24 protein-coding genes are annotated in these 25,000 nt (G+C 31.0%); 13 read left to right on the forward strand and 11 right to left on the reverse strand.

The window, feature by feature from the left end; all coding sequences use genetic code 11:
- Nucleotides 1-3 precede the first annotated feature (3 nt).
- From GQS57_RS03390 to GQS57_RS03400, 3 genes are all read left to right on the forward strand, one after another.
- On the forward strand, nt 4-1,539 hold the full coding sequence (locus tag GQS57_RS03390; RefSeq protein WP_165731162.1) for an SDR family NAD(P)-dependent oxidoreductase: 1,536 nt from the start codon (nt 4-6) through the stop codon (nt 1,537-1,539).
- A 187-nt stretch (nt 1,540-1,726) separates the two neighbouring features.
- Nucleotides 1,727-1,993, forward strand: a complete 267-nt coding sequence (locus GQS57_RS03395; protein ID WP_165731163.1) for a hypothetical protein — start codon at nt 1,727-1,729, stop codon at nt 1,991-1,993.
- A 154-nt stretch (nt 1,994-2,147) separates the two neighbouring features.
- A complete protein-coding gene (locus tag GQS57_RS03400; protein WP_068448022.1) occupies nt 2,148-2,339 on the forward strand; it encodes a cold-shock protein in 192 nt (63 codons plus the stop codon).
- A 127-nt stretch (nt 2,340-2,466) separates the two neighbouring features.
- Here the strand turns inward: GQS57_RS03400 and GQS57_RS03405 are convergent, their stop codons facing one another.
- From GQS57_RS03405 to GQS57_RS03415, 3 genes are all read right to left on the reverse strand, one after another.
- A complete protein-coding gene (locus tag GQS57_RS03405) occupies nt 2,467-3,765 on the reverse strand; it encodes an amidohydrolase family protein (protein ID WP_165731164.1) in 1,299 nt (432 codons plus the stop codon).
- Nucleotides 3,766-3,777: 12 nt separating this feature from the next.
- Nucleotides 3,778-6,741, reverse strand: coding sequence for an amidohydrolase family protein (locus GQS57_RS03410; protein ID WP_205860183.1), 2,964 nt, complete (start codon nt 6,739-6,741; stop codon nt 3,778-3,780).
- A gap of 86 nt (nt 6,742-6,827) precedes the next feature.
- Complete coding sequence (locus GQS57_RS03415; RefSeq protein ID WP_165731165.1) at nt 6,828-7,913, reverse strand: DUF3810 domain-containing protein; 1,086 nt, start codon at nt 7,911-7,913, stop codon at nt 6,828-6,830.
- A 215-nt stretch (nt 7,914-8,128) separates the two neighbouring features.
- On the opposite strand from GQS57_RS03415, the gene dnaB reads away from it, so the two are divergent.
- The 5 genes from dnaB to bshA all read left to right on the forward strand — a co-directional run bounded on the left by dnaB (nt 8,129) and on the right by bshA (nt 13,428).
- On the forward strand, nt 8,129-9,646 hold the full coding sequence (gene dnaB / locus GQS57_RS03420; RefSeq protein WP_165731166.1) for a replicative DNA helicase: 1,518 nt from the start codon (nt 8,129-8,131) through the stop codon (nt 9,644-9,646).
- A 106-nt stretch (nt 9,647-9,752) separates the two neighbouring features.
- Nucleotides 9,753-9,878, forward strand: coding sequence for a hypothetical protein (locus tag GQS57_RS19100; RefSeq protein ID WP_261973193.1), 126 nt, complete (start codon nt 9,753-9,755; stop codon nt 9,876-9,878).
- 76 nt (nt 9,879-9,954) lie between these two features.
- Nucleotides 9,955-11,139: an asparagine synthetase B gene (locus GQS57_RS03425; protein ID WP_165731167.1), complete on the forward strand. Its 1,185-nt coding sequence runs from the start codon at nt 9,955-9,957 to the stop codon at nt 11,137-11,139.
- 130 nt (nt 11,140-11,269) lie between these two features.
- On the forward strand, nt 11,270-12,115 hold the full coding sequence (locus GQS57_RS03430; RefSeq protein WP_165731168.1) for a transketolase: 846 nt from the start codon (nt 11,270-11,272) through the stop codon (nt 12,113-12,115).
- Nucleotides 12,116-12,291: 176 nt separating this feature from the next.
- Nucleotides 12,292-13,428: an N-acetyl-alpha-D-glucosaminyl L-malate synthase BshA gene (bshA, locus tag GQS57_RS03435; RefSeq protein ID WP_165731169.1), complete on the forward strand. Its 1,137-nt coding sequence runs from the start codon at nt 12,292-12,294 to the stop codon at nt 13,426-13,428.
- Between the two features lie 58 nt (nt 13,429-13,486).
- On the opposite strand, the gene GQS57_RS03440 is transcribed toward bshA, so the two are convergent.
- On the reverse strand, nt 13,487-14,125 hold the full coding sequence (locus tag GQS57_RS03440) for a DUF937 domain-containing protein (RefSeq protein ID WP_165731170.1): 639 nt from the start codon (nt 14,123-14,125) through the stop codon (nt 13,487-13,489).
- A 120-nt stretch (nt 14,126-14,245) separates the two neighbouring features.
- Here GQS57_RS03440 and GQS57_RS03445 point away from each other — a divergent pair, with 120 nt between their 5' ends.
- Genes GQS57_RS03445 through GQS57_RS03455 form a run of 3 tightly spaced genes read left to right on the forward strand, consistent with a single transcriptional unit; the run spans nt 14,246 to nt 16,792 of the window.
- Entirely contained in the window at nt 14,246-15,574 is a 1,329-nt protein-coding gene (locus GQS57_RS03445) for a dicarboxylate/amino acid:cation symporter (protein ID WP_165731171.1), read from the forward strand.
- Nucleotides 15,575-15,605: 31 nt separating this feature from the next.
- Nucleotides 15,606-16,454 (forward strand): sulfurtransferase, encoded by an 849-nt coding sequence (locus tag GQS57_RS03450; RefSeq protein ID WP_165731172.1) that lies wholly within the window; start codon nt 15,606-15,608, stop codon nt 16,452-16,454.
- A gap of 8 nt (nt 16,455-16,462) precedes the next feature.
- A complete protein-coding gene (locus tag GQS57_RS03455) occupies nt 16,463-16,792 on the forward strand; it encodes a hypothetical protein (RefSeq protein ID WP_165731173.1) in 330 nt (109 codons plus the stop codon).
- 58 nt (nt 16,793-16,850) lie between these two features.
- Here GQS57_RS03455 and fahA read toward each other — a convergent pair whose 3' ends face one another.
- On the reverse strand, nt 16,851-18,128 hold the full coding sequence (gene fahA, locus GQS57_RS03460; RefSeq protein ID WP_165731174.1) for a fumarylacetoacetase: 1,278 nt from the start codon (nt 18,126-18,128) through the stop codon (nt 16,851-16,853).
- A 196-nt stretch (nt 18,129-18,324) separates the two neighbouring features.
- Between fahA and glyA the strand changes: the two genes are divergently transcribed.
- The gene (gene glyA, locus GQS57_RS03465; protein WP_165731175.1) at nt 18,325-19,599 is read left to right on the forward strand and encodes a serine hydroxymethyltransferase; all 1,275 of its coding nucleotides are present in this window, start codon (nt 18,325-18,327) and stop codon (nt 19,597-19,599) included.
- Nucleotides 19,600-19,743: 144 nt separating this feature from the next.
- On the opposite strand, the gene GQS57_RS03470 is transcribed toward glyA, so the two are convergent.
- The 3 genes from GQS57_RS03470 to rmuC all read right to left on the reverse strand — a co-directional run bounded on the left by GQS57_RS03470 (nt 19,744) and on the right by rmuC (nt 21,697).
- The gene (locus GQS57_RS03470) at nt 19,744-19,929 is read right to left on the reverse strand and encodes a CsbD family protein (protein ID WP_165731176.1); all 186 of its coding nucleotides are present in this window, start codon (nt 19,927-19,929) and stop codon (nt 19,744-19,746) included.
- Nucleotides 19,930-20,042: 113 nt separating this feature from the next.
- A complete protein-coding gene (locus GQS57_RS03475; RefSeq protein ID WP_165731177.1) occupies nt 20,043-20,258 on the reverse strand; it encodes a hypothetical protein in 216 nt (71 codons plus the stop codon).
- A gap of 92 nt (nt 20,259-20,350) precedes the next feature.
- Entirely contained in the window at nt 20,351-21,697 is a 1,347-nt protein-coding gene (gene rmuC, locus GQS57_RS03480; RefSeq protein WP_165731285.1) for a DNA recombination protein RmuC, read from the reverse strand.
- A gap of 85 nt (nt 21,698-21,782) precedes the next feature.
- Here rmuC and GQS57_RS03485 point away from each other — a divergent pair, with 85 nt between their 5' ends.
- On the forward strand, nt 21,783-22,322 hold the full coding sequence (locus GQS57_RS03485; RefSeq protein WP_165731178.1) for a 1-acyl-sn-glycerol-3-phosphate acyltransferase: 540 nt from the start codon (nt 21,783-21,785) through the stop codon (nt 22,320-22,322).
- 148 nt (nt 22,323-22,470) lie between these two features.
- On the opposite strand, the gene pepT is transcribed toward GQS57_RS03485, so the two are convergent.
- From pepT to GQS57_RS03500, 3 genes are read right to left on the reverse strand one after another with little or no spacing between them, the layout of a single operon-like run.
- Nucleotides 22,471-23,712: a peptidase T gene (gene pepT / locus GQS57_RS03490; protein WP_165731179.1), complete on the reverse strand. Its 1,242-nt coding sequence runs from the start codon at nt 23,710-23,712 to the stop codon at nt 22,471-22,473.
- 1 nt (nt 23,713) lies between these two features.
- Nucleotides 23,714-24,271, reverse strand: a complete 558-nt coding sequence (locus GQS57_RS03495; RefSeq protein ID WP_165731180.1) for a hypothetical protein — start codon at nt 24,269-24,271, stop codon at nt 23,714-23,716.
- Between the two features lie 42 nt (nt 24,272-24,313).
- A complete protein-coding gene (locus GQS57_RS03500) occupies nt 24,314-24,973 on the reverse strand; it encodes an arylesterase (protein WP_240915417.1) in 660 nt (219 codons plus the stop codon).
- Nucleotides 24,974-25,000: the final 27 nt, after the last annotated feature.

Consider the following 25,000-nt stretch of genomic DNA (forward strand, 5'->3'; position numbering starts at 1 on the left):
AATATGAGTAATAAAGAATTAAATACAGAAGTAAGTTCGTGTATCAATACACTTCAAAAATTATTGGAGGACACGAATCAACTTTTTGAATTGCCAGAAGAACAAAGAGTCGCACTTTTTAAAGTTGCTGGCGAATTGTCTCGTCCAAATCGTGATGAATTTCAACGCAGACGTAAAGACGCAAAAAAAGCGGCAAAGCGTAAAATGATTGAAAGCGATAAACACGCTAGAAAATCAACCGGAATTCGTTCAGCAAGAGAAGCAGCTTTATTTGTGGCGCCTAAATTATTAGGAGCAGCAGAATTAAATGAAGATACGCCAGAATTAGAATCGCCAAGAAATTGTTATGTATGTAAAACGGTTTTTACCAAATTACATCATTTTTATGATACGATGTGTACAGAATGTGGCGATTTAAATTATGCAAAACGTTTTCAAACTACAGATTTAAAAGGACAAGTAGCTGTAATCACAGGTTCTCGTTTAAAAATCGGATATCACATTACGTTAATGTGTTTACGTTCTGGAGCAACGGTTGTAGCAACAACTCGTTTTCCTGCAGATTCTGCGATTCGTTTTGCAAAAGAAGAAGATTATAAAGATTGGAGTCATCGTTTGCACATTCATGGCTTAGATTTACGACACATACCAAGTGTAGAAATTTTCTGTAATTATATAGAACAAAAATACGATCGATTAGATATTTTAATCAACAATGCAGCGCAAACAGTAAGAAGACCATCTGGTTTTTATTTCCATTTAATGGAGAACGAAAAGAAACCGATAGATCAATTACCAAAATTAGCACAGACTTTATTACAAGATCATGAAGGTTGTTTAGAAGAATTGGCAGATTTAAGTGTCTCTACTGCTAAAACGGATAAAAACAATGTGTTGCCAGTTACTTGGCATGGACCAGAACCAGGAATTGGTTTAAGAAATTCGGCTGAATTATCTCAAATTCCGTATAGTTTTGACAATTCATTACAAACGGCAGAAGTTTTTCCGGAAGGAGAATTAGATGCAGATTTACAACAAGTAGATTTAAGAAAAACCAACAGTTGGCGTTTAAAATTAGGCGAAATAGAAACTACAGAAATGGTAGAAGTACAATTAGTAAATGCTGTTGCTCCGTTTGTGTTATGTAATCGTTTGTCTAATTTAATGATGAAAGAAAATACAGGTAAAAAACATATTATCAACGTAACTGCCATGGAAGGGAAGTTTCATCGATTTAAAAAGGTAGACAGACATCCGCATACAAATATGGCAAAAGCAGCCTTAAATATGTTAACGCATACGTCTGCATCTACATTTGCTAAAAAAGGTATTTATATGAATGCGGTTGATACTGGTTGGGTTACAGATGAAGATCCTGCAGAATTGTCTAAGCATAAAGTAGAAACTCACGATTTTCAGCCACCTTTAGATATTGTAGATGGTGCCGCAAGAGTGATGGATCCTTTAATTGATGGAATTAACACAGGGAAACACTGGTCTGGTAAATTTTTGAAAGATTATTTTCCGATAGATTGGTAGAATTTATAGTATAAAGTAACAAGTAAAATAAAATTTAAAAAGGAATGCTGATGGTTTAAAATCATAAGTATTCCTTTTTTTTTATTATTGATTATAGATGTTTTTTTGTAAATATGAAACTAAAATAGTAACTTAGGAGAGTTACTTTTCTGTAACATTATTTATAAACCACTTAAAACTTATAATTATGTTAGCATTTAGAACTGAAATTAGAAACTCACCAAGAGAACAAACTTTAAAAATTTATTTAAGCGACACATCATTAGTCGTAGGATTAAAAAATCTCCTTGAAAACATTAAAGGTGTTCGTATTGTAGAAGTACAAGAAAGTTTTAGTAGAAATAGGGAAGCAGAAAATGTAACAATTTACAGAAAAGAAAAGCACTCTATAAACGCTTTAAAGGAAAAGGTAGATACTTTTTTAGGGATTTACTTTGAGAAGATAATAGTGTAATATTAGTTTTTAAAGACTGTATTTAAAGGCGTATCATTCCAAATAATAAAAAAAATAATAAAAAAGAGAAAAGAAAACAATTATAAGGTTGTATATCAGAAAAATGGAACCATCTTTGCAATATAATTAGTATTATAAATTTAACAACATTATTATGAGTAAAGGTACAGTAAAGTTTTTCAACGACACAAAAGGTTTTGGTTTTATCACTGAAGAAGGAGTAAGCAAAGATCATTTTGTACACGTTTCTGGTTTAATTGATGAAATTAGAGAAGGTGACGAAGTTGAATTCGATTTACAAGAAGGAAACAAAGGTTTAAACGCGGTTAACGTAAAAGTTATCTAAGAAATATACTTAAAGTTTTATAAAAGCCCATCAATTAATTGATGGGCTTTTTTTTGTTACAATTCTTTTAAATGGATGATATATAAAATATTAAAAAAGGCTCACAATTTGTGAGCCTTTTTATACATTATTTAGTTTTGTATTTATTAGAATAGCGTTTCCAAAGTTGTGTTTGATGTGTTTCTAAACTAATTTTTCTTCCTTGTATAAAGGCATTAGAAATAATATTAGTTCTCATATCTAAAGCATCACCTTCAGAAATAAATAGAGTAGCATCTTTACCAACTTCTAAAGTTCCTACAAAATCATCGATTCCTAATATTTTAGCATTATTAGATGTTAATAATTTTAAAGCACTTTCTTTGTCTAAACCATGAGCTGCAAAAGTACCTGCATAAAAAGGTAAATTTCTAGTATTCATACGCTCCATATCACCTTCCATACCTAAACCAACAGTAACACCTTTGTCTGTAAGTATTTTTGCAATAGTGTAGGTAGAATCATAAGCATCATCTTCACTATTAGGGTTTCTATGAGGTCTTTCTAAAATAACAGGAATATTGTTTTTTACTAATAAATCTACAACTTTATCTGCTTCACCACCAAGAACAATTACAACTTTTTCTATTCCTAATTCTTTAGAAATTGTAATAGCATCTGTAATTTCTCTTTGTCCGTTTGCATGAATAAAAAGTTTTTGTGTACCATCAAACAAACCTTTAGTAGCTTCGTAAGGTAAGTGCTTTTTTTCTGCGTTACCAGCTAAATAACTTTTAGCATTAGAAAAGTAAGTTTTAATACCTGCAATGTTTTTAGAGTAATCTGGATCAGCTTTTAAAGAACCATCTCCGCCACCTCTTCTTCTTCCGCTAGAAAGACTTTTTGGCCAATTCATATGAATTGCATCATCAACTTTAACAGCTGCATCTTCCCAGTTCCAAGCATCTAATTGTACAACAGATGATGTACCCGAAATTAAACCACCTCTTGGGGTAATTTGAGCCATTAAAACTCCGTTAGGTCTCATAGATTCTACCACTTTACTTTCTGCATTATAAGCTATTAAACTTCTAATGTGTGGGTTGTTTGTACCTATTTCATCCTCATCATCACTTGCCTTTACAGCGTCAATCTCTACCAAACCTAAAGATGCGTTTGCTGCAATAAAACCAGGGTACACATGTTTTCCTTTTGCATCAATAAGAGTTCCTCTTCTTGCAATTTTTGCATTTGCACTACCTGCAAAAACAATTTTACCTTCGCTAAATATTATTAAAGAGTTTTCTATAATCTTTCCGTCTCCTATATGTGCGGTTGCACCTTCTATAGAGTAGTCTGCAGTTTGTTTATCTGCAGGCGTTTGTTGTGCTATAACGCTATTACCTAACAAGAAGGTGAATAGCAAACTATATATTATTTTTTTCATATGTATCTAGCTTTATATTTCAGTATCACAGTGAAATTCAATATCTCTTCTTTTTCTTGGAGCTTGAGTTTTTGCACCACTTGTTTTTTCCTTTGACATCATGTTGATTAATTTGCTTCTTTCTAATTTGATAGCCTCACGCTTTTTAATGTCTTCTTGTCTATCAAAAAATACTTTACCTTCTATAATCGTTTTTTCAACTTTAGCGTAAATAGACATTGGATGATCACTCCATAAAACAACATCAGCATCTTTACCAACTTTAATACTACCAACTCTTTCATCTAAATGTAATAGTTTTGCAGGATTAATTGTTACCATTTTCCAAGCTTCTAATTCTGTCATTCCACCATATTTTATGGTTTTTGCTGCTTCTTGATTTAATCTTCTAGACATTTCTCTGTCATCAGAATTAATAGCAACTGTAAGACCAACATCGTGCATAATTGCAGCATTGAAAGGTATTGCATCGTTTACTTCGTATTTATACGCCCACCAATCAGAAAATGTAGAAGCACCAATATTGCGATCTTTCATTTTATCAGCCACTTTATAACCTTCTAAAATATGTGTAAATGTATTTATTTTGAAACCCATTTTATCAGCAACATTCATTAACATGTTAATTTCTGATTGCACATAAGAGTGACAAGAAATATGACGATCTCCATGTAAAATTTCAACTAAAGTTTCCATTTCTGCATCTATTCTATATGGTTTTCCACTTTTCTTTAAAGCATCATATTCATGTGCTCTAGTAAAGTAATCTGTAAAAACTTGTTCTACACCCATTCTTGTTTGAGGAAAACGCGTACCATTTGTACTACGAGATTGTTTTACGTTTTCTCCTAAAGCAAATTTTATAAATTTAGGTGAATTATCATAAATCATATCTTCAGCATTTTCTCCCCATTTTAATTTGATAATTGCAGAACGACCACCAATTGGATTTGCAGAACCATGTAAAATTTGAGAAGTTGTTGTTCCTCCAGAAAGATTTCTATAGATATTAATATCATTAGGATCTATAACGTCTTCTATTGTAACTTCTGCAGAAGAGTTTTGTGCTCCTTCGTTAATAGATGATGCAGCAATATGAGAATGCTCATCAATAATACCAGCTGTTAAGTGTTTACCAGTTCCGTCTACTACAGTTGCACCACTAGCACTTAAATTTACACCTATTTTAGCAATTTTTCCGTTCTTTAAAAGAACATCTGTATTTTCTAAAATACCTTCATCTTCACTTGTCCAAACAGTAACATTTTTTACTAAAATTGTTTCTGTTTTTGGTTGTGTGTAATTACCAAAACCAATATTAGGATAACTAACAGGAACAACAGTTAATGCTTCTTCTGTTCTACCACCACCTCTTCTTGAAGGCCTTTTGTTTGTTTTAGTTTCTACTATTTTTTTGCTTGCAGACCAAGAAGTTTTATCTCCTTTTGTATCAAAAGCATCACCTTGCATTACGTTAGAAGCATTTATCACTTTACCTAACATTCTTGTGTACTTAGTGTCTTCATTTAAAGTAATAGTAACCCAATCATCCGCATAAGAAAATTTAGCATTTACTTTTTTACCGTCTTTATTAATTGCCCCGGTTTGTTTAGCTCCTTTTCCTGTAATTGTTAATTCGTAATTTTCATCATTTACAGTTAACATATAATCACCTGTAATATCTTTAATGTCCATATCATTAACGATATTCTTACCACCTTGAATCCAGTTTTCATGAATTGTAGTTTTAGGATCAAAAACATCTCCAGAAGTAATAATAAAGTTTGCATAACTACCTGTATTTAAATTACCAACAGTAGTATTGTCAATAATAGTAGCAGGAATAGTAGTTAAAGCAGCTAAAGCTTTTTCTTTATCAAAACCATATTTAATAGCTTTTTGTAAGTTTTTATGAAAAGCACCAACAGATTTTAAAGAGTGAGTTGTTAATGCAAAGTTTACTCCGTTTTTAGAAAGTACACTTAAGTTAGAAGGTTCTTGATTCCATCTACGCATATCACTTAAAGAAATGTGTTGTGCTAACAATGGGTTAGAAACATCAAAAGCATCGCTAAAATTAATAGGGATAATAAAGCTTGCGTTTGTCGCTTTAATATCAGAAATTCTTTCAAATTCTTTACCGCTACCAACAATTGTGTATTGTACACCAAATTCATCACCAACTTTGTCTGCTCTTAAAGCATCTAAAACATTAGAAGTTTCAAAAATTTGATTTAAATTTTTATTCGCATTAAAAGCTTCTAAAGATAAATCTTTGTTTTTCATGTTTCCTTTAGCATACCAATCAGCATCATTATATACTTGACGTAATAAAGCCATAGCACCCATTTTAGAACTAGGGTAAGCCTGTGTAGATTTTGCACTTTTATTAAAAGATAAATACTGTGCAGATTTAGTATCTATAATTCTGTAAGCATCAGAAGAATTAGGATTTAATGCAATTAATAATCCGTTACCTTGTACAATACCATCGTTAAAGTGTGTGTTTACAACACCAAAACCAGCATCAATAAAGCTTTTAGCTTGCTTGTCATCAAATTTAAAATCTGCAATTGGGTTTGTTTCTGGTCTAATATGGTCGTTCCAGTAATAACCTTCTCTAGTTGGTTCGTATTGCGCTGTTCTGTTTCTAGACCTTGGTTGTCTTTCTGGTTTTGCTATTCCAAAATCAGAATAAATATCAATAAAAGAAGGATAAATAGTTTTTCCACTTAAATCAATTGTTTTGGTACCTTCTGGTATTTTAACCGATTTACCAATACTTAAAACTTTACCATCTTTAATTAGTAAAGTTCCTTTTTTTACAACTTTATCATGTGTTACATAAATAGTTGCATTTGTAAATGCAAAAGTTGTGTTTTCTGTTGTTTTAACTCCGCTATCTGTAGGGAAGTAATCTTGCGAATGCATAGAATACGCCACAAATAAGGAGAAAAATAAGAGTAATTTTCTCATAAAAGTTTGAATTTGTTTGAATTAATTTCCTAAAACTAAACAGAAGCTTTTTATAAAATGTTAAATTACGTTAATTTAACAAAGTTTTAGGAATTTAAAGAAGGTATAGAAACCTCAAAATAACTAATAAATAAATCCACCACATAATTATAAGATTGCACACCTTTATCTTGTTTATTGGCTTTTAAATAGACATTATATCCTTTTTTAAGAATTGGCTCAAACGGATTTTTATATTGCTGCCAAAAGGTATAACTCGCACTAAAATCTTTAAGTATTCCTTTATGAACTGTTTTCCAAAGTTCTTGGGATAAATTTTGGTCACGTTTTCTTAATTCAGAAATACAATAGCCCAAAGCCATTCGATAACTTGCATATTTAAAATAAAGATCATCATTATAATTAGCTGCTAAAAAACCAACAAAATTAGCTTCGTTTTCTGCAGCAAAACCAATCTGATGTGCCATTTCATGACACGTTGTAGTTGGGTAACTTGTTTTTGGAAGTCTGTCGTTTACCTGTGCTTCACCTGTTAAAGGATTCAGATATCCTGCAGTTCCATTATACGTTTGTAGTAAACTCATTAAAGAATTTTTTACAGATTTATATTGATATTTTAACTGAGAGAAATCTTTAGATAAATTATCATAACCAGTAATTGCCATTGTGTACATCTCTTTTTGAGAATACGGATTTTCTACCCTTAAAGTATCATTTTTAGTGATTTTATATTGATACTCATTTAGCTTTACTATTACATGTGTTGTTACTTTTTGAAGTTGCTCTGTAGTATATTCTTTTTGTTGATAATTTAAGTTTTTCGCCAAAGGCTCTCTGTAATAATTTAAGCCCCAAAAGAGATAAAAGCAAAAATAAATAACTGATAAAATGGCTGTAAAATGAACAATTTTTGGAATAAAATTCTTGAAACGTGTTTTTATCAATCTAAATATAAAACGAATAAAAATAAAGAGTCCGAAAGCCAATAGTATATCACCAACAGAAAAAGGAATCCATCCTAAAATAATTCTAAAAAAAGAAGAAATAGGAGGGTAGATTCCGTTTGAATAATATTTCTCTATAAACGCAGGATTTTCTGCAGCCAATTGAATTAATATTATTTGTACTGGAAGTAAAAATGTTAGTAATAAATGTTTTTTATTGAGCTTCAAGGATACTATATTTGTGTAAATAAGCGTTTATGTATATTAAAAAAAGAGGATATAATAGTTTTATAAAATCCAAATTTATTGGTAAAAATAACATTTCATTTTAGAAGTTGGCTGGTTATTAACAAGATAATAACATTTTTGTTTACAATAAATGTTCACAAATTAAAGTAAAGTTTAACAAACCAATTTCAACCTAAAAAAGTACCTTTGTAATAATGGAAAAAACGACTCCTGTAACGGGAAAAAAGATAGATAAATCAAGATTAATTAGTCTTGAGAAAGGCAAGATTCCTCCACAGGCACTGGAGTTAGAGGAAGCTGTGTTGGGTGCAATGATGATTGATAAAAAAGGAATTGATGACGTTATCGACGTCTTAAGTTCAGATGCTTTTTATGATCAAAAACATCAAGAAGTGTATGCGGCTATTTATGAATTATTTCAAAATTCTGAACCCATTGACCTTTTAACAGTATCTAACTTGTTAAAAAAGAATGGAAAATTAGAATTTGTTGGTGGAGATTTCTTTTTAATTCGTTTAACTCAAAAAGTGGCATCTTCTGCACACATTGAGTTCCATGCTAGAATTATCTTACAAAAATTTATTCAACGTAGATTAATTTCAATTTCTAGTGAAATTATAGAAAATGCGTATGATGAAAGTACCGATGTATTTGACTTATTAGATGATGCAGAGGCAAAATTGTTTGAAGTTACACAAGGAAATTTAAAAAAGAGTTCTGAAGATGCAGGCTCTTTAGTAAAACAAGCCTTAGCTAAGATTCAAGAAATTGGGAATCAAGAAGGAATGTCTGGTTTAGCAACTGGTTTTACCAAATTAGATGCGTTAACTTCGGGTTGGCAACCATCCGATTTAGTTATTATAGCTGCACGTCCTGGTATGGGAAAAACAGCATTTGTCATTTCGATGGCAAAAAATATGGCAATCGATTTTGGTCATGGTGTTGCCGTGTTCTCATTAGAGATGTCTTCTGTACAGTTAATTACGCGTATGATTTCTTCGGAAACAGGCTTAACATCAGAAAAATTAAGAAAAGGAAATTTAGAACCACACGAATGGGAACAGTTAAACGTAAAAGTAAAACGTTTGTCTGATGCACCTATTTTTATAGATGATACACCGTCTCTTTCTGTATTTGATTTACGTGCAAAAGCACGAAGATTGGTGTCGCAACACGGTGTTAAAATTATTGTAATTGATTATTTACAATTAATGACTGCTGGTGGAAAATCGAATGGAAATCGTGAACAAGAAATCTCTATGATTTCTAGAAACTTAAAAGCTCTAGCAAAAGAATTAGAAGTGCCAGTAATTGCACTTTCTCAGTTATCTCGTGCGGTTGAAACACGTGGAGGATCTAAAAGACCTTTACTTTCTGATTTACGTGAATCTGGTGCAATTGAGCAGGATGCCGATATTGTATCGTTTATTTTCCGTCCAGAATACTACGGAATGACAGAGTGGGATGATGATGATCATTCACCATGTGAGGGACAAGGAGAATTTATCGTTGCGAAACACAGAAATGGTGGTTTAGAAAATATTCGTTTGAAATTTACCGGTCACTTAGCAAAATTCTCGGATTTAGAAGAGGGTTTCAGCTCAGAATTTCAATCATCTATGAATGCAGACTTCCCTGAAGATCCTTTTGCAGGACAAGGTGGCGTAGACCCAAAAGATGCTTTTGGAGGTGCTGATGATGTTCCTTTTTAGTCGATAATCGACATTTAAATAGTAAAGAATTTATAAAATTATAGAAATACACAATTGCTTTAAAGTAATTGTGTATTTTAGTTTTTAGATATGAAGAAGCTTTAATATGTGTACTTATAAAATTTTCACCAAACAAGAGCTTTTTTCTAGAGCAGAAGAAGCTAATAGAGATTATTTAAATGGAAATTTTTCTACACAAGAAGATTTTGAAAAAGAAAGTGCAAATTGGTAGTATGAAAAAATCCCTAACAATCTTAATATTTCTCTTACTCTCAAACTCAATTTGTGCATCTTTTATATATGTACCTATGAGTCATGACAATCAGAAGAACCATTTAAAAGCATACGGAATTGTTTATTTCTCATTAGAAGCGGGCCTAAAATCGAAATGGTTATTAAATTATGACGGAGGTGCGTTTTTAATTGAAAATAATAAGATTGTAGAAAATGAATGCAAAATTCGTGGGGTTTCTTACCAAATAATCTCTGATGCAAAAGCACAATTAATTTTAGAAAAAATTTCTTCTCCTTCATCAAATCAAGATGCAGTAACTTTAGAAAAAGCACCAAAAATAGCAGTGTATTCACCCAAAGACAAAATGCCTTGGGATGATGCTGTTACCATGGTTTTAACCTATGCTGAAATTCCGTTTGATGTTATTTATGATAAAGAAGTTTTAGAAGATAAGCTACTTTTATATGAGTGGTTGCATTTACATCACGAAGATTTCACGGGTCAATATGGTAAGTTTTATGGATCATTTAGAACGGCTCCTTGGTATGTAGAAGGAAAATTAAGAGCAGAAAAGCAAGCATCAGAATTAGGGTTTTCTAAGGTTTCTGAAGAGAAATTAGCTGTTGCAAAAAAAATAAGAGATTATGTAATTGGTGGTGGTTTTATGTTTGCCATGTGTTCTGCAACCGATAGTTTTGATATTGCTTTATCCGCCGAAGGCGTAGATATTGCAGAAGCTATGTTTGATGGTGACGCTTCTGAACTCAATTATCAATCAAAGATTAATTACAATAAAACCTTTGCTTTTAAAGATTTTCAGTTGGTTAAAAATCCGTCGACTTATGAGTTTTCTACTATAGATATGACGAGTAAACGTAAAATTCCTAAAACTTCAGATTATTTTTCTTTAGGTGAATTTTCAGCAAAATGGGATCCTGTGCCAACCATGTTAACCCAAAATCATACTGTTTTAGTAAAAGGGTTTATGGGGCAAACTACAGCATTTAATAGAAATACGGTTAAATCTAATGTTTTGGTTTTAGGTGAAAATAAAACCAATAGAGAAGCTCGTTATATTCATGGAACCAAAGGAAAAGGAATGTTTACTTTTTATGGTGGTCATGATCCAGAAGATTATTCACATAGAGTAAACGATCCAAAAACGGAATTAGATTTACACCCAACTTCACCAGGTTATCGCTTAATTTTAAATAATGTGTTGTTTCCTGCAGCAAAGAAAAAGAAACAAAAAACATAGATTTTTATCATTTTAAAATTCTTCTTTTCATAAAATATCATTTTAATTGATCATAAAGCTGTTTTTGCTTACAATTAATCTTGTAAGTTGCTATTAAAAAAATTACTTTTGTCCAAATTAAAATAACAAAATGCCAACAACACAACAATTACAAGATTTTACGCAACAAGTTCGTAGAGATATATTACGCATGGTTCATAAAGTTAACTCTGGCCACCCAGGTGGATCTTTAGGATGTGCAGAATTTATTACTTGCTTATATCAAGAAGTAATGGACTATTCTACAGATTTTACAATGGACGGAAAGAATGAAGATTTATTCTTCCTTTCAAACGGACATATTTCTCCAGTATTTTATAGTGTTTTGGCGCATAGTGGATTTTTCCCTGTAGAAGAATTATCAACATTTAGATTGTTAAATTCTCGTTTACAAGGACACCCAACTACGCATGAAGGTTTACCTGGTGTAAGAATAGCTTCTGGGTCTTTAGGTCAAGGAATGTCTAATGCTTTAGGTGCTGCACAAGCAAAAAAGTTAAATGGAGACGATAAAATAGTATATAGTTTACATGGTGATGGTGAATTGCAAGAAGGACAGAACTGGGAAGCAATTATGTACGCATCAGCAAAAAAAGTAGACAATATTATTTGTACAATCGATTTAAACGAAAAGCAAATTGACGGAACTACTGATGAAGTTTTAGCAATGGGAAGCATCAGAGCTAAATTTGAAGCTTTTGATTGGGACGTTATTGATGTTGAAAAAGGGAATGATATTGAAGCAATTTTAGCTGGTTTGGCTGAAGCAAAAGCATTGACAGGAAAAGGAAAACCAGTTTGTATTTTATTACATACAGAAATGGGGAATGGTGTAGACTTTATGATGCATACACATGCTTGGCATGGTAAAGCACCTAGTGATGAGCAGTTAGAAAATGCATTGGCTCAAAACCCTGCAACTTTAGGAGATTACTAAGAATTAGCGTCTTTATATTCTAAAATTAATATATTAAAAAAGCTTTTCGATCTAATTGAAAAGCTTTTTTTATGCTTTTATTTTGATTTCGACTGTAAGAATAGAAGTATATTTACAACTAAAGAATCATATTTATAGATCTTTACTGTAAATCTTTTAATATTTCAAAAAATTATATGAAAATAGGAATTGTTTGTTACCCAACATTTGGGGGAAGTGGAGTAGTAGCTACGGAATTGGGAATGGCTTTGGCAGATAAAGGACATGAAGTCCATTTTATTACTTATAACCAGCCAGTTCGTTTAGACTTTCTATCTCATAACCTACATTTTCATCAAGTTGTAATAGAAGAATACCCTCTTTTTGAATACCAACCTTATGAATTAGCGCTGTCTAGTAAAATGGTAGAAGTAGTTAAAAAGCATGATTTAGAAGTTTTACATGTACATTATGCAATACCACATGCGTATGCAGCATATATGGCAAAACAAATGTTAAAAGAAAAAGGTTTAGATGTTAGGGTTGTAACTACGTTGCACGGAACAGATATTACTTTGGTAGGGAGTCATCCTACTTATAAAACGGCTGTAGAATTTAGTATTAATAATTCTGATGTAGTTACTGCTGTTTCTAATAATTTAAAAGAAACCACAAATTCATTATTCAATATTACAAAAGATATTAAAGTAATTTATAATTTTATTGATGTTGAGAAATATAATAATGCTCATAAAGAAGAGTGTAAAAGAATAGCATTAGCAAAACCAAATGAACGAATTTTTACGCATGTAAGTAATTTTAGACCTGTAAAGAGAGTAGAAGATGTTGTTAGAATTTTTAGTGAAGTAAGAAAAGAAATTCCTTCTAAATTATTAATGATTGGTGAAGGGCCAGAAAGAGCAAAAGCAGAAAAAGTTGTAAAAGACTTAAAACTAACAGAAGATGTATTCTTTTTAGGAAACAGTACAGAAGTTGCTAAAATATTATGTTATACAGATGTTTTTCTATTGCCTTCGCAAACAGAAAGTTTTGGTTTAGCTGCTTTAGAAGCAATGGCAGCAGGTACAGCTGTAATATCTACTAATACAGGTGGTTTACCAGAAGTAAATATTCATGGAGAAACTGGTTATTTAAGCAATTTGGGTGATGTAGCAGATATGGCAAAAAATGCGATCTCAATTGTAAAAGATGATATTACTTTAGAAAGGTTTAAGAAAAATGCTAAAAACCATACCAAGCAATTTTCTTTAGAAAATATATTACCAGTTTATGAAGAAATTTATAAATCTTGTTATAAAAGTAACGTTATATAGATATAAAAAAAGCTCAAACATTTGTTTGAGCTTTTTAACTTTTATAATTTATTGCATCTTATTTTCCAAAAAGACCACCTAATAAACCTCCAATTCCTCCAGAGTTTTTATTATCACCACCTAAAAACATTCCTGCAACATCATCTACAACACTTCCGTCTCCATCTGCATCTAGTATTTTTTCTAAGAAGCTTTGTTCGTTAGCAGCATCATTACCACCTAACATTCCGCCTAATAAACCACCTAGTCCAGAAGAATCTGTAACGTTGTTTTCTTTAGATTGTTTTGCTAAAACACCCATTAATATTGGTGCAGCTACTTTTAAAATATTTGCAACAGAACCAGCATCTAAGCCAGATTTCTGACCAATAACTTGCTCAACACCTTGTTGTTTACTTCCTAAAATATGTCCTAATATTCCAGCACCATCTTGTTTTACACTTTCATCTACACCACCATCAAATAAACCTCCAAGGTTGTCTAAGATACTACCATCATGTTTACCCGATAGAGCACCCATTAATCCAGCAGCACCTTCTGGTGTAGCAGAATTTCTTTCCATAGCTTTCATTAACACTGGTAAAGCCATTGTTAAAACACTACTTGTTTTGCTCGTGTCATTTCCTGTTGACCCAGAAACTCCTGAGATTATTTGTTTTCCTAAATCACTATTTAATAAGTCTAAAATACCTGCCATTTTATGTTTTTAATAATTAATATGAATCTTTTCTAAAAATTATGACACAATATACAAATAAAGTCACATATACTTTAATTTTTTTTTTACCTTTCAAAATCTTAATTTTTAAACTATTTAATGAAAAAACTAGCATTACACTGGAAGATTTTAATTGGTATGGTTCTTGGAATTCTTTTCGGTTTCATCATGAACTCTGTTGAAGGAGGTAAAGGTTTTGTTACAGATTGGATAAAACCATTTGGTACCATTTTTATAAACTTATTAAAACTAATTGCAGTACCCCTAATTTTGGCTTCTTTAATTAAAGGAATTTCTGATTTAAAAGATATTTCTAAAATTAAAAAAATGGGAATTAGAACTATGATTATATATATGTTAACCACGTTGGTTGCTATTGTAATTGGCTTAGGTATTGTAAATGTGGTAAAACCAGGAGTAGGTATGTCTGCAGACACAATAGAGAAGATAAAGGCTAAATATGAAACATCTTCTGATGTTGTAGACAAATTAACAAAAGCGAGTGCACAAAGTAATACAGGACCACTACAGTCTTTAGTAGATATCTTTCCGAGTAATATTTTTACATCATTAAGTGATGCAAGTATGCTTCAAATTATCTTTTTTGCACTATTTGTTGGAGTTTCTTTATTGTTAATTCCAGAGAAAAAAGCAAAACCATTAATGAATTTCTTTGATTCCTTAAATGAAGTTGTCATGAAAATGGTAGATTTAATTATGCTTTTTGCTCCGTATGCCGTATTTGCGTTATTAGCAAATGTTATTATTGCTTTTGATGATACAGAAATTCTTTTAAAACTTTTAGTCTATGCACTTTGTGTAGTTGGAGGTTTATTACTAATGATAGGATTCTATCTAATTTTAGTGAGTGTTTATACAAAAAAATCGCCTCTTTGGTTTTTAAAACAAATAAGTCCGGCACAATTATTAGCATTTTCAACAAGTTCTAGCGCTGCAACCTTACCAGTAACTATGGAAAGGGTAGAAGAACATTTGGGTGTAGATCCAGAAGTAGCAGGTTTTGTTTTACCAGTAGGAGCCACCATTAATATGGATGGTACAAGTTTATACCAAGCCATTGCAGCAGTTTTTATTATGCAAGTAATATGGCCAGAAGGGCTTACATTTTCTAATCAGCTTGTTATTGTAGCCACTGCTTTATTAGCTTCCATTGGTTCTGCAGCTGTACCTAGTGCAGGTATGGTTATGTTGGTTATTGTTTTAGAATCGATAGGTTTTCCTGCGGAATTACTACCAATTGGATTGGCGCTTATTTTTGCTGTAGACAGACCTTTAGATATGATGAGAACTACTGTTAATGTAACAGGAGATGCCACTGTAGCTATGATAATTGCTAAGTCGTTAGATAAATTACATGATGACCCTAAACCAAAAGATTGGGATGATAATTATGATGATGTAAAGTAGTTTTCTATAACTTTTCTAATTCTTTAATAGGATGTCCTTAAAAATAACAAAACCGATAGTTTCTGTAGCTTGGTTACAAGATAATTTAGATCATAAAAATCTAATTATTTTAGATTGTACGATACCAAAAGTTACAGAAAAGTCCAATGCCGTTAAATCTGATGAAAAAACACAGATTAAAGGCGCTATTTTTTTTGATATTAAAAACACTTTTTCTGATGTAAACGGAAAATTTCCGAACACCATTTTATCACCGAAAGAATTTGAAAATAAAGCGCAAGAATTAGGCCTTAATAATGACAGTATTATTGTTTGTTATGACGATTTAGGAATATATTCTTCAGCAAGAGTTTGGTGGATGTTTCAATTAATGGGCTTTACAAACGTTGCTGTTTTAGATGGCGGTTTCCCTAAATGGATTGCAAATAAATCTCCTATTGAAAATCAACAAAAGAATTCACGTTCAAAAGGTGATTTTAAGGTGAATTATCAACCAGAAAAAATTAAATTTACAGAAGATGTTTTGAATGCAATTAATAATGAAACTATTTTAATTGCTGATGCACGCTCCAAAGGTCGTTTTAATAGTACCGAACCAGAACCGAGAAGTGATGTAAAAGGAGGTCATATACCTAATTCTGTAAGTTTGCCTTTTAGTGAGATTATAGAAAATGGAACATTCAAATCTGAAGCAGTATTAAAATTTATCTTCAAAGATATAAACCGAGAAAAGAAACCTTTTATTTTTTCTTGTGGAACAGGAATCACTGCTTCGGTATTGGCTTTAGGTGCAGAAATATCAGGATCTAATAACTATGCTGTTTATGACGGTTCTTGGACAGAGTGGGGAAGTACGGAGAATTTACCAATAGAAATTTAAAATAAAATATGATGAACATCAATTGGACAAAAGAAGAATTTCAAACTTACGTATTGTTATACGCGGCACAAAGTAATTATATAGAAACTGAATCTGAAAGTGAGTATATTTTATCGAAAGTAAATGAAACTTTATTTAATAGCATTCATACAGAAATTGTACACGATAACGATTACCAGGCCATGGAAAAAATTAAAACGTACTTAGCTGAAAATGAGTACACACATATTGAAAAAGAAAAACTTTTAAAAGATATAAAAAATGTCTTTTTTGCCGATGGTTCTGTAGATGTTTTAGAACGAAATGTATTTCTTTTATTGAAAAAAATTATAGCGTAAAATTAAAAAAGCTTCACAAATTGTGAAGCTTTTTTAGTTTTATATAAAGATTTATCATCTATTTAGCAGGTAGAATTTTACCTACACATTCTCCAAAACCAATACGTACTTTATCATTTTTACAATGTGCACGCATAATTACAGTATCGTTATCATTTATAAATTTACGTTCTGTACCATCGTTTAACTTAATAGGGTTTTGTCCTCGCCAAGTTAACTCTAACATAGAACCGTAACTATCTTTTGTTGGACCAGAAATAGTACCAGATCCCATTAAATCTCCAGCTTCTACAGGACAACCATTCACAGTATGATGTGCTAATTGCTGTGCCATTGTCCAGTACATATATTTAAAATTAGAATTAGAAACAATGGTTTCTTTTCCGTTTTCTGGTTGTATACCTACTTGTAAATGAATGTCGTAACTTCCTTTTCCTTTTTGTTTTAAATACGGTAATGGCTCATGCACTTGTTTAGGGCTTTCTACTCTAAAAGGCTCTAAAGCATCTAAAGTTACAATCCAAGGAGATATGGTAGATGCAAAACTTTTTCCTAAAAACGGACCTAATGGTACATATTCCCAAGCTTGAATGTCTCTTGCAGACCAATCGTTAAATTGTACCAATCCAAATATATATTCTTCCGTTTCTTCAATCGGAATTCTATCACCTAAAACGTTTGCATCTGTGGTAATAAATGCCATTTCTAGCTCAAAATCTAATAATTGAGAAGGTCCAAAACCAGGAGTATTACTTCCTTCTTCAGGTTTTGTTTGTCCGTAAGGTCTTCTAATTTTTGTTCCAGATGGTACAATAGAAGAACTTCTACCATGGTAACCAATAGGTATGTGCAACCAATTTGGTAACAATGCATTTTCTGGATCTCTAAATAAAGAACCTACATTGGTAGCGTGTTCTTTACTCGCATAAAAATCTGTATAATCACCTACAGCAACAGGTATCAACATTTCTACTTCGTCCATTCTAAAGATTATTTTATCTTTATGATTGGCATTATCTCTTAAAGATCCATTGGTAACGTCAAAAACTTCAGCAATTCTGTTTCTAACCAAACGCCAAGTTTTACGACCATCCGCAATAAAATCATTTAAATTATCTTGTAGAAAAATATCATCCGTTAATGGTATCCCTTCAAAATAACCTAATTGATGAAAAGCTCCTAAATCTATAGCAAAATTTCCAATTCTACTACCAATCGTAATTATATCATCTCTTGTGATGAAAACACCAAAGGGAATGTTTTGAATAGGGAAGTCTGAATCTTTGTCTACTTTTAACCAAGATTTTCTATTAGGATTATTTGCTGTTATGATCATTCTTTTGAAATTTATTTTTCATCAAACCTACATAATTTTTTTTCATTTTAAAATAAAAAAACAATTAAAAACGCATTTTTAACAGTACATTTTTAATAAATATACAATTATAATAAAAAATGATAAAATATAGTTAAAACATGTTTTTTACAAATTTGATTTTATTATTTTTGATGCTTCTTTAAAAACAACAACAATGCAAATAGACAACCAAATTTTTGACCTTATACAGGAAGAAAAAGAAAGACAGTTAAATGGATTAGAATTAATCGCTTCAGAAAACTTTGTAAGTGATGATGTTATGAGAGCCCAAGGTTCTATTTTAACTAATAAATACGCTGAAGGATATCCTGGTAAAAGATATTATGGAGGTTGTGAAGTAGTTGATGTTATTGAGCAAATTGCTATAGACAGAGCTAAAGAATTATTTGGTGCAGAATATGTAAATGTTCAACCACATTCAGGTTCTCAAGCAAACACAGCTGTTTATGCTGCTTGTTTAAAACCAGGTGATACTGTTTTAGGATTTGATTTATCTCATGGTGGGCATTTAACTCATGGTTCTCCGGTAAACTTTTCTGGAAAATTATACAATCCTGTTTTTTATGGAGTAGTTAAAGAAACTGGAATTATAGATTACGATCATTTAGCTGCACAAGCTAAAGAGCACAAGCCAAAATTAATTATTGCTGGTGCTTCTGCGTATTCTAGAGATATCGATTTTAAGAAATTTAGAGAAGTTGCAGATAGTGTAGGTGCTATTTTAATGGCAGACATTTCTCATCCTGCTGGGTTAATTGCAAAAGGAATTTTAAATGATCCAATTCCTCATTGTCATATTGTTACTACAACTACCCACAAAACTTTACGTGGACCAAGAGGTGGTATGATTATGATTGGTAAAGATTTTGACAATCCTTTTGGAGAGACTTTAAAAAATGGAAATCCTAAAAAGATGTCTACTTTAATTAATTCTTCTGTTTTCCCTGGAAACCAAGGTGGACCTTTAGAGCACGTTATTGCTGCTAAAGCGGTTGCTTTTGGAGAGGCTTTAACAGATGAGTTTTTAGAATATCAATTACAAGTAAAAGCAAATGCTGCAGAAATGGCGAAAGAATTTGTTGCAAGAGGATATGATATTATCTCTGGCGGAACAGATAACCACTGTATGCTAATAGATTTACGTAATAAAAACATTTCTGGTAAAGATGCTGAAATTGCATTAGGAAAAGCAGATATTACTGTAAACAAAAACATGGTTCCTTTTGATGATAAAAGCCCATTTGTAACTTCAGGAATCCGTATTGGAACTGCTGCAATTACTACTCGTGGTTTAGAAGAAGAAGATATGAAAGCTGTTGTTAATTTTATTGATGAAGCTATCATAAACGCTGCAAATGAAGATGCTTTACACAAAATTGGTGAGCGTGTTGCACACATGATGAGTGCAAGAAGATTATTCGTAATGTAGAAGGCAATGCCTTCAAATAAGTTATATAATGATCATATCAGTTCGAGTACAAAATAGTATCTAAAACTTATTTGAATACATATAAAAAAAGCATCAAGTTAATTCTTGATGCTTTTTTAGTTTTAAATATATTGTAAAAGTTGTTTACCAACTTTTTACTTCTTTTTCTATGGCTTCACGAGTTTCACCATATTTTTCTTGGATTTCTCCAACTAGTTTATCAAAAGAACCTTCTGCTTCCGTACTCTCATCATTGGTAATACGACCATATTTTTCTTTAAATTCTCCTTTAATTTGTTTCCAATTTCCTTTTGTTGTATCCGAGTTCATATTCATTTCATTTATGTACTACAATAGTACTAGTTAATAATAGTGTAAATTTAGAAAGATTTATAATTGCTTATGAATGCTATCTATTAAAATTTTGACTCATTAGATAAAAGTTATTCTTTTTCTGAACTTTTAATTTTTCCAGCAATTTCATCTGCATCATCAGTCGCACTCTGTATTTGATTTTTTAATTCACCTTTTTCTTTTTTCTTATCAATTTCTGCTACGATACTTTCTTTTTTCTTATCTGAATCTTTTTCATTCTTTTCATCTGTTTTTACGGTTCCTTTTAAAGGATGTAAACCTCTTTCGTGTTTTATAACTGACATATTTTTTAGTTTTTTAGGTTAATACTCACTTCAAAAGTAAAAAATAAGTGAATTTCAGCTTAACTACATTCAGTTAAATAATAACGCATTAGCTATTCATCAACTTCATTAGCACGCTTAATAATGTTTTCTGGGATAGCTTTTTTAGCTTTAGCTCCCATTTTCTTTAACTTTTCTACAGAAGTAATTAAATTCCCTCTTCCTTCAAAAAGCTTGTTCATTGCATTGGAGTATTCGTTTTTACTGTCGTCGATTCGTTTTCCAATTCCGACTAAATCACCTAATAAACCATTAAACTTGTCATATAAAGCACCGGCTTGTCTTGCAATTTCTAAAGCATTTCTTTGTTGCTTCTCATTATTCCACATAGAATCTATGGTTCTTAAAGTGGCCAAAAGAGTAGTAGGAGTTACAATAACAATATTTTTTTCAAATGCTTTATTATATAAATGATTATCATAATTTAGGGCAACAGCAAAAGCAGGCTCTATCGGTATAAAAAGTAAGACAAAATCTGGAGATTCAATTTTATAAATATCTTCATATTTTTTTTCTGATAATTGATGTACATGTCGTTGGAGTGATGCCACATGTGCTTTTAAGAACTGTTCTTTTAAAGTTTCATCTTCTTCATTTATAAACTGCTCATAAGCTGTTAAAGAAACCTTAGAATCTACAATCATTTTTTTATTATCTGGCAAATGAATCACGACATCCGGTAGAATTCTCCTACCATCTTCATTGGTAAAGCTTTGCTGCACATAGTACTCTCTATCTTTCTCTAAACCAGATTTTTCTAAAACTCTTTCTAACACTAATTCCCCCCAATTACCTTGCATTTTATTATCGCCTTTTAAGGCTTTGGTAAGGTTTAAGGTTTCTTTACTCATTTGTTGGTTTAGCTCTTTTAAACCTAAAATTTGCTGACGTAAAGCAGCGTGATAATCGATACTTTCTTTGTGTGTTTTATCTACTTTATCTTCAAAAACTTTAATCTTTTCTTGTAGTGGATTTAAGATTATTTTTAAGTTTTCTTGATTCTGTTGTGTAAATTTTGATGATTTTTCTTCTAAAATTTTATTGGCTAATACTTCAAAATTATTGGTGAATTTTTCTTGTAATTTTTCAACCTCATTTTTATTATGCGCTAGCTTTTCTTCTACATTTTTAAATTCTGTTTCTAAACGTGTTTTATCAGAAATTAAAATTTCTTTTTCTTTTTGAACGTGTCTTAATTCACCTTGTAAATCATCAATTGTAATTTCTGTATTTTTAAGTGTTTCATTTAGTTTAGAAACTTCAAATTCTAATAGAGATTTTTCCTTTTCAGAATCTCCTTTTGCTTTTTCAAATTTTAATTTGGTTAATAGTTTGCCTATTAAGAATCCTACAAGGCTAAATATCAGTGCAATTAAGAAGTAAATTATCATTTCGTTCATCATATCAAATTAAGTTCATAAATTTATCATTTTAAACGCTAACAAAAAACTTCTAAATCAGCATTTTTTAATGCTATCTTTATATATGAAAACAATTGCAAGGTTTATATTATTTACCATATTAGGATGGAAACTAGAAAACGATTTTCCTAAAGAACCTAAAAAATATGTTGTTATTGCAGCACCACATACAAGTTGGTTAGATTTTCCAATAGCAATTTTATCTAGAATGTCTTCTGGAACTATGGTTCACTTTATTGGTAAATCTTCTCTTTTTAAAGGTCCGTTTGGCTTTTTCTTTAAAATGTTAGGAGGAACACCTGTAGACAGAACTAAAAGCACAAATATGGTAGATGCCGTTATTGATGTGTTTAATAATAAGGAAGAATTCAGGTTAGGAATTTCGCCTGAAGGAACCAGAAAAAAAGTAGATAAATGGAAAACAGGGTTCTATTATATTGCAAAAGGAGCAAATGTTCCTATTGTTATGGCAACCTTAGACTTTAAAAATAAGAAGATAAAAATATCTAATCCTTATTATACAACAGCAAGTATAGATGCTGATTTTGAGGTGTTTCACTCATTCTTTAAAGACGTAAAGGGGAAAAACCCTGAATTATTTTAATTATTTGGTTTGTTTTATAAAAAAGATTATATTTGTGTGTTACATATAATTATTGATAGAGATTAGGGGCTTTATTTTTAAGAAATATGTTACGCAAATAGTATCATGCTATGATATGGAGTCTTCAGGATACTGAAGACTCTTTTTTTTATGCAAACTTCACCGAAATTTTCTCTACAATTCCTATAATTACTTCTGTTGCTTTCACCATAGATTCTACTGGTACATACTCATATCTACCATGAAAATTATGTCCACCAGCAAAAATATTAGGACAAGGCAAACCTTTAAATGATAACTGAGAACCATCTGTACCACCACGAATCGCTTTAATTAAAGGTGTAATTCCTAAATCTGTCATTACTTCTTCTGCAATATCTACAATATGCATAACCGGAGTAATTTTTTCTTTCATATTAAAGTACTGATCTTTAATAGTTACTTCAATTAAATCTTGATTGTATCTGGTATTAAAATCTAACGCAATTTTATGCATTAAACTTTTTCTCTTTTCAAATAAATCTAAATCATGATCTCTTACAATGTATTCTAAAACAGTTTTTTCTACATTTCCATTGATATCATGTAAATGGAAAAAACCTTCATAACCTTCTGTTCTTTGCGGAATCTCGTTTGTTGGAAGCGCTGTAATAAATTCATTAGCAATTAGCATAGAATTGATCATTTTACCTTTTGCATATCCTGGATGTACAATTTTACCAGTAATGGTTACTATTGCTCCGGCAGCATTAAAATTCTCATATTCTAATTCTCCAATCTGACTTCCATCCATGGTATATGCCCATTCTGCACCAAATTTATCCACATCAAACATGTGCGCACCTTTACCAACTTCTTCATCTGGTGTAAAACAAATTCTAATTTTACCGTGTTTAATTTCTGGATGCTGAATTAGATATTCCATCGCGGTTACAATTTCTGTAACTCCGGCTTTATCATCTGCACCTAAAAGGGTAGTACCATCCGTTGTAATAATGGTTTGACCTTTATATTGTAATAAATCATCAAAATAATCTGGAGATAAAACGATGTTTTCCTCTACATTTAAAATAATATTATTGCCTTGATAATTTTCTACAATTTGAGGTTTTACATTTTTACCTGTAAAATCTGGACTCGTATCTATATGCGCAACAAAACCAATGGTTGGCACTTCATAATCTAAATTACTAGGCAAGGTTGCCATAATGTAGCAATTGGCATCTAAATCGACCTCTTTCATACCAATTTCCTTAAGTTCTTTAACTAAAATATTGGCTAAATCCCATTGTTTTTCAGTACTCGGAAAAGCAGGATTGTTAGGGTCTGACTCTGTGTCAATCGTTACGTATTTTATAAATCTATCGGTAATATGTTGTTTTTCAATCATTTTATTGAATGTTTTTAATTTTTTCCATCAATGCAAGTGCGTCACATAATCTTTTGTTAACTAAAGAATCTCCATAAACTTCCGCCTTTGCAAGTATAAAGTTTTGGTCATTTATTTTGATAAATAAGTGGCAAACTTGGTATTCAAAATTCCTTTTTTTTCCTTTTGAAACTGTGTAATAAGAAGGCTTTTCTAAAAAAGTAGTCTCTTCAGATTTTATTTTGATAAGACTCTTTGATAAATCTTCTTGCTCTCGTTCTAGTTTAAAAGACGTATCAAAATTAATGCTTTTATTGATAAATGTAACATCTAAAAGCAAAGATTCTGTTAATTGTTTTGTAGTGTCTGCAGTGTAAATAGAAGATTGAATATCGTCATAATACAAATTCGTTTTCCATGTTTTTGGTATTTCTATAGAAAACAGATTCTTAACATCTTTTACTTCTTCTAAGTTTTTAAAATTAGTGGTTTCACAATTAAAATGTTTACTGATTTTTGTTTGATTTGAACAAGAAACAAAGAGGAGTGAAGTAATTAGTATTAAAAGGATATTCTTCATAAAAATATTAAGATATGTTAAAATGTATATTTTAGAGATACTTTATTTTAAAATTGGTTTTAAAACACTCCAAACATTTTTAGCCAATATTTGATGTCCTTCTTTTGTAGGATGAATTCCATCTTTTTGATTTAAGTCTGATAAACCACCAACATCCTCTAATAAAAAAGGAATTAAATACAAATCGTTTTTTGTTGCTAAATCAGGAAACATATTTTTAAATTCAGTGGTATAATCTTGTCCCATATTTGGTGGAATTTGCATTCCTGCTAACACAATAATTGTATCTGGATACTTCTTTTTAACAGCATCTATAATATCTTGTAAATTTTCTTTAGACTGCTTTAACGGCACACCTCTTAAACCATCATTTGCACCTAATTCTAATATAAAAATAGTAGGTTTTTGATTCAGCACCCAATCAATTCTATTTTTTCCACCCGATGTAGTTTCTCCACTTACACCAGAATTTACAATGCTATAATTCAATTGTAAAGAGTCTATTTTCTGCTGAATAATTCCAGGGAAAGCATCGTTTACATCTTCTAAACCATAACCTGCTGTTAAACTATCACCAAAAAAAACAATTGTTTTTACACTACTATTTTCAGTCTGATTAATTTCAGTATCAGGAGTCGTTGTTTCTGCATTTATTGCTTTTTTAGAAGCGTCTTGTTTGCAAGAGAATATGAATATAAGCAAAAAAATGCAACAAAATTTTAAGAAAAC

Source organism: Polaribacter sp. 20A6, from assembly GCF_011378915.1.
Taxonomy (GTDB): domain Bacteria; phylum Bacteroidota; class Bacteroidia; order Flavobacteriales; family Flavobacteriaceae; genus Polaribacter; species Polaribacter sejongensis.